The sequence below is a fragment of the Pseudomonas sp. MWU15-20650 genome, assembly GCF_023242475.1.
GTDB lineage: Bacteria > Pseudomonadota > Gammaproteobacteria > Pseudomonadales > Pseudomonadaceae > Aquipseudomonas.
Genome location: NZ_JALJFG010000006.1, coordinates 188727 through 198287, shown reverse-complemented (window position 1 = coordinate 198287; position 9561 = coordinate 188727). Strand labels below are relative to the sequence as shown.

Here is a 9561-nt window from a genome sequence, read left to right as displayed (position 1 = left end):
GGTATCGCTAGCGTGTCAGTCATTTGGCCTTGTCTTCACGCCCGCGCAGCAGTCGATTGGGCATCGCTATAGCAGCGGCTAACCCCAGCAGCGACACCGCCGCACTCACCATCAACAAATGCCGGAACGTCACCGCCAACTCCCCGCGCAAGGCATCCTGTGCCGGGCCTGGCGCGGCGTTCAGGCCGTCGAGCAGTACGTTGCCGGAGCTGCCTTCGGCCGCCAGCGCGCCGCTGGCCAGGTGGGCAAAGCTGGAGTCGTGCAATAGCGCCAGCAGCAGCGCCGACATGCAGGCCACCCCCACTGCCCCGCCCAGTGAACGAAACAGGTTGGTGGTGCTGGTGGCCACGCCAATGTCCCGCTGTTCCACCGAGTTTTGCGTGCCCACCAATGAGGTGGGGAACTGCATGCCGGCGGCGATACCGCACAACAGCATAAACACCGCCGTGAGGGCGACCGCCTGGGGGGCACTGTAGGCCATGCCCAGGATGGCGAAAGGGCTCAACAGCGCGCCACTGAGAATCATCGGCTTATAGCGGCCGGTCACCGAGGTCATGCGCCCGGCGAAATAGGCGCCCATCGGCAAACCTATCGCCAGGGGCAGCAGGTGCAAGGCCGCGCTATCGGCACCGGAGCCGGTCACGGTCTGATAACGCAGAGGCATCAACACGGTCAGGGAAATCGCCTGGAAACTGGTGAAGAAAATCGTGCACCAGCACAACACCGCGCTGCGGTTGGCGAACAGGTGCATCGGCAGCAACGGCTCGCGCGCGCGCCGCTCGTGCCAGACAAACACGCTCAATGCCACCAGCGCACAGGCCAGCAACCCCAGCACTTGATCGTCACGCCAATCATGGCCCTGACCAATTTCAGTGATGCCCAACAGCAACGCCGTCAACCCCATGATCATCAACAGCGTGCCGAGGTAATCGATGATCGGCTTGCGTTGCGGCACCGGCAGCCCCACCAGTGTGCGATGGGCGACGTACCAGGCACCCGCCCCCAGCGGCAGGTTGATCAGGAATACCCAGCGCCAGGACAGGTACTCGGTCATGTAGCCGCCCAACACCGGCCCGGCCACGCTGGCCACCGCGTACATGCTGCTGAAGTAGCCCTGGTACCGCCCGCGTTCACGGGGTGGAATGATGTCGCCGATGATCGCCTGGCTCACCGAGATCATCCCGCCGGCACCGATGCCCTGGAGAATCCGCGCCAGCACCAGTTGTTCCATGCTTTGCGCCATGCCGCAGAACAGCGACGCCAGGGTGAACACGCCCATGCCGATCAGCATCATCGGCCGCCGCCCATACAAGTCCCCCAGCTTGCCGTAGATCGGCACCGCCACGGTCATCGCCACCATATAGCCGGAGATCACCCAGGCCAGCAGGTTGACGTCGTGGAACTGAGCGGAGATGGCCGGCATGGACACGGCGACAATGGTCTGGTCCAGGGCGCCGAGGAAGATCGCCATCATCAAGGCGGCGAGGACGCTGCGTACGGCGGGAACCGGCTGGGCGGGCTGATTGAGGTTGGTCACGGTAGAACCTTCGAGCAGGGCCCGCGAGGAAGGAAAGGCTCGCGGGAATGCTCAATACGATAGCAGGCTACTCGATAGCTTCATAAGGAAGCCCGACGTAATTTTCTGCAATGGTTTTGCGCCCAGCTTCAGCGTGGACAAAATAATCCAGTTCGCTCTCGGCAATGCGCTGGCTAAACCCGTCCGCCTGTGGGAAGTGGTGCAGCATCGAGGTCATCCACCAGGAAAACCGCTCGGCCTTCCACACACGGCGCAGGCAAATCGCCGAGTATTTTTCCAGCAGGTCCAGCCGCCCTTCGCGATAGACCTTGAGCAAGATCCGAAACAACGTATTCACATCACTGGCCGCCAGGTTCAAGCCCTTGGCGCCGGTGGGCGGTACGATATGCGCAGCATCGCCCAGCAGGAACAGGCGCCCGTACTGCATGGGCTCCACCACAAAACTGCGCAGCGGCGCGATGCTTTTCTCTATCGACGGGCCGGTCACCAACTGCGCTGCCAATGCGCTGGGCAGGCGGGTTTTCAACTCATCCCAGAAGCGCTCGTCCGGCCATTGGTCCAGCGCCTCTTCGGCCGGCACTTGCAGGTAATAACGGCTGCGGGTCGGTGAACGCATGCTGCATAGCGCAAAGCCGCGCGGGTGTTTGGCGTACACCAGCTCAGCGTGTACGGGCGGTGTGTCCGCCAGCACGCCCAGCCAGCCAAAGGGATAGACCCGCTCGAATACCTTCAATGACTCAGCCGGAATCGACTGCCGGGCCACGCCATGGAACCCATCACACCCGGCGATGTAATCGCAGTCCAGACGAAAGGTTTCGCCCTGATGCTCGAATGTCAGCCAGGGTCGCTCGCTTTTCAGGTCATGGGGCTGCACATGGGAGGCTTCGTAGAAGGTAACGCCGCCGGCGTCTGCGCGGGCGGCCATGAGGTCGCGAGTGACCTCGGTCTGGCCGTAGATCATCACCGACTGGCCACCCGTCAGGGCCTTGAGGTCAATATGGACAAGCTGGCCATTGATCGCCAATTCAAAACCGTCGTGCACCAGGCCCTCCATGTCCATACGTCGGCTAACACCGGCCTCGCGCAGCAGGTCGACCATGCCTTGTTCCAACACGCCGGCACGGATGCGGCCCTGCACGTAATCGGCACTCTGGCGCTCTAGAATGAGGGTTTCGATACCGGCCTCGTGCAACAGTTGGCCGAGTAATAATCCGGAAGGACCGGCGCCGATAATGGCGACTTGGGTTTTCAGCGTTTTCATTATTTTTATGGCCTTCATGCTTCACCCGAACGGATCAAGTGAAAGAGTTGTCATTGGACGTGTGGCTGACATTTTTCACTTGAGAGAGCAGCATAAGAAGGTGAGAACTGCTTAAAAGCCTGCGCTTTTCGCCAATCGGGGCGATTACCGAACCACTATCCTGAGTATCGGATTGAAACCATGACCAAAACCGCGATTCCGGTCTTCAAGCTTTACGGGGAAAGCCAAGAGTGGCCGACCCCCGATTTGTTGCACTGCGAAACCATTTCCCGGCGCAGTCGGGAATATCAGTGGGAAATCCAGCCCCACCGGCACGCGGATTTGTGCCAGTTGCTGTACGTCCACAAAGGCCAGGCACAACTGGAAATCGAAGGCCAGCGCACCACACTCAGCGAAGCGAGCCTGCAAGTGCTGCCGCCGTTATGTGTGCATGGCTTTCGTTTTTCCGAAGATGTGGAAGGTTATGTGGTGACACTCTCAGCGCCGTTGGTCAGCCACTTGCAGGCGCAATTGGGCTCCACCATCAATGGCCTGCAAACCCTTGGCAGTTACCCGGCGGGCAAGGACAGCGACTACCTCAACAGCCTGTTCGTCCGCTTGCAGGACGAATACGCCGATGAGCAACCGGCCCGGGACATGATGATGCACGCCCTGATCAGCGTGTTGCTGGTGTGGATCAGCCGCCAGGCGATCCAGCGCCGCCACCCGCGGGCACCGCGAGGGCGTGAATATTTTCGACGCTTCACCCAGTTGGTCGAACAGCATTACCGCGAACACCCCAAGATCGAAGACTTGGCCCACAAGCTGGGCATCTCGGTCTCACACCTGAATGGGACATGTCGGGAACTGGGCGGGCAGCCTGCGTTGCAGATCATGCATGACCGCCAATTGCTGGAAGCCAAGCGCCTGCTGACCTACACCAGCATGACCATCAATGAGATGTCCGAGGTGCTGGGTTTTTCCGACCCGACCAACTTCTCACGGCTGTTTCGCCGGCGGGTCGGTTTTTCACCCAAAGCCTTTCGCGAGCAGCTATAGGCGAAGCAGCCTACCTGAGCGAGCTGAAACTACCGGTGCGTGGAGCGCACAGGTCATGGTGGCAACTGACCGCGAAGGTCGGCTGCATGCGGGTCTGCTCGACCCGATAAGCTGCCGTGCCGTAGAGCGCGGTAGCCAGGATGCACAGGATGTAAATCATCAGGTACTTTCTGATTTTTAGAATCATGGCACACCTCTGAATGAATCGACTCGGTGCTGTTTAAAGCATAGGTCAGTCAGAGCGAGTTGCCATTATTGGGCGCTATTCAACACGCTTATGTCGGATCAGAGCCCTGCATCCCACACGGGTTCCTCAGGAAACCGCAGCACCAGAAAATCCAACAAGCTGCGCAACGCCGACGGCATGTGCTTGCGCGAGGCATAGACCGCATAGATATTCATCTGCCGGGGTTCAGCCTCCGGCAGCAAACGCACCAGCTCGCCACGACGAATATAGTCACCGACCTGATAACTGGGCAGCATCGCCACCCCCGCCCCGGCCAACGTCACGCGCAACAAGGTGCTGGCCTCGTTGGCGGTGATATTGCCGTGGACCGGCACCGACACGTGTTCGCCGTGCTCTTCGAAATGCCACAAGCTTTTGCCGAAATAAGAGTGGGTCAGGCAATTGTGCCGGGCCAGGTCTTCGACCTTCTTCGGCGCAGGGTACTCGCGCAGATAGGCCGGTGTTGCACACACCACCGAGCGGCATACGGTCAAACGGCGAGCGATGAGGTTCGGGTCCAGGTCATTACTGGTGCGGATGGCCAAGTCGATACGTTCATCCACCAGGTTCACTGTGCGGTCGAGCATTTGCATATCGACGGTCACCAAAGGGTAGCGCTTGACGTATTCGGCGATGGCCTGCGCCAATTGCGCCTGGCCGAACGAGGTGCTGACACTCAGGCGCAACATGCCCCGGGGCGTCTCGTCGGGTTCGCTGACGGCAGCTTGCATATCGCCACACAGCTCCAGCAATTGGCGACAACGCGGCAGGGTTTCGCCACCGGCGGCGGTGAGGCTGAGCTTGCGTGTCGTACGGTGCAGCAGGCGGGCACCGACCCAGTCTTCCAATTCCGCCAGATAGCGTGACACCACCGGGCGCGACAGGTCGAGGTGGTCGGCGGCAGCGGATTGACTGCCCAAATCCACCACGGTCACAAACACCCGCATTGCTTGAAGACGATCCATGATTTGCCCGCTTTTAGAAACAAACTATGTCCAAGCATCGCATTTTTTGTTGTGTTTTATGCAACTAAGCTCTGTGCATCCCTTACCAACGGCAGGAGCTGCCCCATGTTCTCGACCTTCAAACGCTTGACCCTGGCAACCGCCGCCCTCGCCTTCGCTGCCCACGCAGCGGCGGCCGACCTCAAACTCGACGTGTACAACCCAGGCGAGGCCGCCATCTTCCCGGTCAGCTCGGTGCTGGTCAGCGGTGCGAAAGACGCGATCCTGGTGGACGCACAGTTCGGCAAAAGCCAAGCCGAGCAACTGGTGCAGAAGATCCGCGCCAGCGGCAAGCACCTGACCACCATCTACATCAGCCATGGCGACCCGGACTACTACTTCGGCCTCGACACCCTGACCGCCGCCTTCCCCGACGCCAAGGTGCTGGCCCCGCAACCGGTGGTCGACCACATCAAGGCCACCGTCGCCGGTAAGCTGGAGTTCTGGGGCCCGAAAATGGGCGCCGACAAGCCTGCTAAAACCATCGTGCCGCAAGTGCTTGACGGCCACAGCCTGACGCTTGAAGGGCAACAACTGGACGTGATTGGCCTGGACGGCCCGCAGCCGGATCGCAGTTTTGTGTGGGTACCGTCGATCAAGGCCGTCATCGGTGGTGTGGTTGTCGCAGAAAACATCCACGTATGGATGGCCGACACCCAAAGCGCGCAATCGCACAAAGACTGGCTGGCAACCCTGCAACGCATTGAAGACCTGAAGCCGCGCACCGTGATTCCGGGCCACTACCTGGGTAGCCCGTCGCTGAAATCCGTGACCTTTACCGCGGACTACATCAAGGCTTTCGACATCGAGACCGCCAAGGCCAAGGATTCCGTCGCGCTGATTGCGGCCATGAAAAAGCGTTATCCGACCCTCGGCGAAGAAAGCTCGCTGGAACTGAGCGCCAAAGTCGCCAAGGGCGAAATGAAGTGGTAATTGGCTTTAAACCCTAACCTTACTGGAGAACGTCATGAGCAAGATTGCAATCATTGGTGCCACTGGCCGTGCCGGTAGCCAACTGCTGGAAGAAGCGCTGCGCCGTGGGCATACCGTCACTGCCATCGCCCGCAATACCGACAAACTGACTGCACGCCCAGGCGTCACCGTCAAACAGGTCGATGCCCTGGATGCCAACGCCCTGCAACAAGCCATCAGCGGCAGCGATGTGGTGATCAGTGCCGTGCACTTTTCCACCCTGCCCGCCAGCGCCGTGATCGACCCGGTAAAAAAGGCCGGGGTCAAACGCCTGCTGGTCGTGGGCGGCGCGGGTTCGCTGCTGCTACCGAACGGCAGCCGAGTGATCGACAGCCCGGGCTTCCCGGCGCAGTACAAGGACGAAGCCAGTGCCGGCGCTGATTTCCTGGAAGAGCTGCGTCAGGAAAAGCAATTGGATTGGACGTTCCTCTCACCCTCTGCGCTGTTCGATGGAACCGAGCGCACCGGTCAATTCCGCCTGGGCCAGGATGACCTGCTGGTGAGCAGTGACGGTAAAAGCTCGATCAGTTTTGCCGACTTCGCCATTGCCATGATCGACGAGGTTGAAACACCGAAACACTCGCGTCAGCGCTTCACCGTCGGTTACTGATAGGTGGGAGGGCGCTTGCTCCCGATAGCGGTGTGAAGTCCAGAATTTGCCAACTGAACCACCGCTATCGGGAGCAAGCCCCCTCCCACAGTTATGCCTGGCTGACCAGCCAATCCATCAGGGCTGACAACCCAGCAGAAGGCTCCGTCCCCGGCGGATACACCAGGTAATACCCCATCCCCGTCGGCACCCGCCGTTCAAACGGCGTCGCCAACCGCCCAGCCTTCACATCCTCGCCAATCAAGGCACTGTCACCAATCGCCACCCCGGAACCCTGGGACGCCACGGTCATCGCCAAATCCAGTGTCTCAAAGTGATGCCCCTGGGCCATATTGCTCAAGCGCGTATTGGCAGCCTTTAACCACAGGGCCCAATCCCGCTCGTCTCGCGTGGGATGCAACAGCACCTGCCGTTGCAGATCCGCCGGCGTACGCAAACCCTCCAACAACGCCGGCGCACAGACCGGCGTGAGTTGCTCATCGAACAAATGCCGGGCGTCGGCGGATTGCTCGGCAATGGGCGCATAGATCACCGCCGCGTCGAATTGCTCGCGACGAAAATCCACGGTGTACGCCACCGTGGTGGTGAGCTCCACCGGTACGTCCGGGCGTTCCTTTTGCCATTGCATCAAGCGTGGCAGCAACCAGCGCATCACACAGGTGGAAGCTTTCAGTTGCAGGGTTTCGCGACGGCCGCCGATTTGCCCAACCGCATCACCGATCAAGCCAAACACCTGCTGTACACGCTGTGCCCACTCGCGCCCCTCCTCGGTCAGGCTCAAGCCCCGTGCCTGGCGCTGGAACAAGGCGTAGCCCAAATGGTTTTCCAGCCCGGCGATCTGCCGGCTCACCGCGCCCTGGGTGATGTGCAGTTGCTCAGCGGCGCGGGTGAAGTTGCAACACTGGGCCGTGACCCAGAAGGTGTGCAACGCAGGCAAGGGGGGAAGGCGTTTCATTGGGGCGCAGCCATGACGTGGGGACATGGCTAGTATGACTTTTTATCGATTGTTGCCGCTATGGGCCAGCCGCTCCAATAGCGCCTCGAATCAATAACAAGAGCGACCTCTATGGCGACCTGCGGCGAAGTGTTGGTCAACCTCCTGGAACGCTACGGTGTGGAGCAGGTGTTCGGTATTCCCGGTGTACACACCGTGGAGCTGTACCGTGGCCTGGCGCGCGCCAACATCCGTCACGTCACCCCGCGCCACGAACAGGGCGCCGGTTTTATGGCCGACGGCTATGCGCGCACCCGCGGCAAGCCCGGTGTGTGCTTCATCATCACCGGCCCCGGCATGACCAACATCACCACGGCCATGGGCCAAGCCTATGCCGACTCGATCCCGATGCTGGTGATTTCCAGCGTGCAGTCGCGCAGCCAGTTGGGCGGTGGGCGCGGCAAGTTGCACGAACTGCCGAACCAGAGTGCGCTGGTTGCAGGCGTTGCAGCGTTCTCCCACACGTTGATGTCGGCAGCGGAGCTGCCCGGCGTGCTGGCGCGAGCGTTTGCGGTGTTCCAGGCCGGGCGGCCGCGCCCGGTGCATATCGAAATTCCGCTGGATGTGTTGGTGGAAAACGCCGACGCGTTGTTGGGCAGCCAACCCGTCAGCGTGGCCCGTGCCGGTGCAGCACCGTCGGCAGTCAAGCTGATGAGCCAACGGCTTGCAGCGGCAAAACGCCCGTTGATCCTGGCCGGTGGCGGCGCCATTGACGCAGCCCCGGCACTCACGCGCCTGGCGCAAACCCTCGGTGCCCCCGTGGCCCTGACCATCAACGCCAAAGGTATGCTGCCCTCCTCCCACCCGTTGCTGATCGGTTCGACGCAAACCCTGGCCGCCACCCGCGCCCTGGTCGCCGAGGCTGACGTGGTGCTGGCCATCGGCACAGAGCTGGCGGAAACCGACTACGACGTGACCTTTGCCGGCGGTTTCCAGATTCCCGGCGCGCTGCTGCGTATCGACATCGACCCGGACCAGACCGTACGCAATTACCCACCCCAGGTCGCGATGGTGGCCGACGCCCACGTCGCCGCCCAAGCCTTGCTCACCGAACTGAACGCCTCATCATTGCCGCCACGCCAGGCCGATTGGGGCGCACCCCGCGTCGCCCGTTTGTGGGCCGCGTTGGCGCCCACCTGGGACGCTGCCACCCGAGCACAAACGCTGTTGCTCCATACCGTCCTGGAGCAATTGCCCGACGCCGTGCTGGTGGGCGACTCCACCCAACCGGTGTACAGCGGCAACCTGACCCTGAACCTCGACCACCCACGCCGCTGGTTCAACGCATCGACTGGCTACGGCACCTTGGGTTATGCGCTGCCCGCCGCCATCGGCGCCTGGCTGGGACGTGGCGATGGGCAGCCGGTGGTGTGCCTGATCGGCGATGGCGGCTTGCAATTCACCCTGCCGGAATTGGCCAGCGCCGTGGAAGCGCGCACACCGGTCATCGTGCTGTTATGGAATAACCAGGGCTATGAAGAGATCAAGAAATACATGGTCAACCGTGCTATCGAACCGGTGGGCGTAGACATCTACACCCCAGACTTCATTGGCGTGGCCAAGGCACTCGGCTGCGCGGCCCAAAGCATCCAGGGCATCGAACAGCTGCGCGCCGCATTACGCGCGGCCACTGATCGCCAGCGGCCAACGCTGATTGAAATTGACCAGGGGTCATGGATGCGTGAGGCGGCGGTATGAACGCCGTGTCGAACGGTGTCTATCGACGGCGAATGGCGTGCAGGCCGGGCGGGTAAGGATCAACGCACCGCAGGTGATCTTCCCGCAGACGGCATGGGGCGGTTACAAGCCAAGCAGTATCGGCCGCGCGCTGGGGCCGTGGGGGTTGGCGGCGTTTCAGGAGATCAAGCATGTGATCCGATCCACCTGAAACAGCTAACTCCCACAATTTGACCTGTGCT

The 9561-nt window shown here is 61.3% G+C and carries 10 protein-coding genes; 5 read left to right on the top strand and 5 right to left on the bottom strand.

Going from position 1 to position 9561, the window contains the following annotated elements:
- Window positions 1-19: 19 nt before the first annotated feature.
- Complete coding sequence (locus M5B43_RS08535; RefSeq protein WP_248749675.1) at window positions 20-1537, bottom strand: MDR family MFS transporter; 1518 nt, start codon at window positions 1535-1537, stop codon at window positions 20-22.
- Window positions 1538-1604: 67 nt separating this feature from the next.
- Window positions 1605-2789 carry a 4-hydroxybenzoate 3-monooxygenase gene (pobA, locus tag M5B43_RS08530; RefSeq protein WP_248749680.1) on the bottom strand — a complete coding sequence of 395 codons (1185 nt, stop codon included), beginning with the start codon at window positions 2787-2789 and terminating at the stop codon, window positions 1605-1607.
- A gap of 189 nt (window positions 2790-2978) precedes the next feature.
- Here pobA and M5B43_RS08525 point away from each other — a divergent pair, with 189 nt between their 5' ends.
- On the top strand, window positions 2979-3836 hold the full coding sequence (locus M5B43_RS08525) for a helix-turn-helix domain-containing protein (protein WP_248749674.1): 858 nt from the start codon (window positions 2979-2981) through the stop codon (window positions 3834-3836).
- A 10-nt stretch (window positions 3837-3846) separates the two neighbouring features.
- On the opposite strand, the gene M5B43_RS08520 is transcribed toward M5B43_RS08525, so the two are convergent.
- Both M5B43_RS08520 and M5B43_RS08515 read right to left on the bottom strand, forming a co-directional pair.
- Complete coding sequence (locus M5B43_RS08520; RefSeq protein ID WP_248749673.1) at window positions 3847-4023, bottom strand: hypothetical protein; 177 nt, start codon at window positions 4021-4023, stop codon at window positions 3847-3849.
- Between the two features lie 98 nt (window positions 4024-4121).
- Complete coding sequence (locus M5B43_RS08515) at window positions 4122-5027, bottom strand: LysR family transcriptional regulator (RefSeq protein WP_248749672.1); 906 nt, start codon at window positions 5025-5027, stop codon at window positions 4122-4124.
- Between the two features lie 105 nt (window positions 5028-5132).
- Between M5B43_RS08515 and M5B43_RS08510 the strand changes: the two genes are divergently transcribed.
- On the top strand, window positions 5133-5999 hold the full coding sequence (locus M5B43_RS08510) for an MBL fold metallo-hydrolase (protein ID WP_248749671.1): 867 nt from the start codon (window positions 5133-5135) through the stop codon (window positions 5997-5999).
- Window positions 6000-6033: 34 nt separating this feature from the next.
- The gene (locus tag M5B43_RS08505) at window positions 6034-6648 is read left to right on the top strand and encodes an NAD(P)-dependent oxidoreductase (protein ID WP_248749670.1); all 615 of its coding nucleotides are present in this window, start codon (window positions 6034-6036) and stop codon (window positions 6646-6648) included.
- 91 nt (window positions 6649-6739) lie between these two features.
- On the opposite strand, the gene M5B43_RS08500 is transcribed toward M5B43_RS08505, so the two are convergent.
- Entirely contained in the window at window positions 6740-7603 is an 864-nt protein-coding gene (locus M5B43_RS08500) for a LysR substrate-binding domain-containing protein (RefSeq protein WP_248749669.1), read from the bottom strand.
- 111 nt (window positions 7604-7714) lie between these two features.
- Between M5B43_RS08500 and M5B43_RS08495 the strand changes: the two genes are divergently transcribed.
- Together M5B43_RS08495 and M5B43_RS08490 are read left to right on the top strand one after the other, a co-directional pair.
- Window positions 7715-9340, top strand: a complete 1626-nt coding sequence (locus tag M5B43_RS08495; RefSeq protein ID WP_248749668.1) for a 5-guanidino-2-oxopentanoate decarboxylase — start codon at window positions 7715-7717, stop codon at window positions 9338-9340.
- On the top strand, window positions 9297-9530 hold the full coding sequence (locus M5B43_RS08490) for an aldehyde dehydrogenase family protein (RefSeq protein ID WP_349292362.1): 234 nt from the start codon (window positions 9297-9299) through the stop codon (window positions 9528-9530). Before M5B43_RS08495 ends, M5B43_RS08490 begins: the two co-directional genes overlap by 44 nt.
- The last annotated feature ends 31 nt before the right edge of the window (window positions 9531-9561 follow it).

Excerpts from the sequence above, each read along its gene's own strand:
- M5B43_RS08525 (WP_248749674.1), top strand. The coding sequence starts at position 2,979 with ATGACCAAAACCGCGATTCCGGTCTTCAAGCTTTACGGGGAAAGCCAA.
- M5B43_RS08520 (WP_248749673.1), bottom strand. The coding sequence starts at position 4,023 with ATGATTCTAAAAATCAGAAAGTACCTGATGATTTACATCCTGTGCATC.
- M5B43_RS08515 (WP_248749672.1), bottom strand. The coding sequence starts at position 5,027 with ATGGATCGTCTTCAAGCAATGCGGGTGTTTGTGACCGTGGTGGATTTG.
- M5B43_RS08510 (WP_248749671.1), top strand. The coding sequence starts at position 5,133 with ATGTTCTCGACCTTCAAACGCTTGACCCTGGCAACCGCCGCCCTCGCC.
- M5B43_RS08505 (WP_248749670.1), top strand. The coding sequence starts at position 6,034 with ATGAGCAAGATTGCAATCATTGGTGCCACTGGCCGTGCCGGTAGCCAA.
- M5B43_RS08500 (WP_248749669.1), bottom strand. The coding sequence starts at position 7,603 with ATGAAACGCCTTCCCCCCTTGCCTGCGTTGCACACCTTCTGGGTCACG.
- M5B43_RS08495 (WP_248749668.1), top strand. The coding sequence starts at position 7,715 with ATGGCGACCTGCGGCGAAGTGTTGGTCAACCTCCTGGAACGCTACGGT.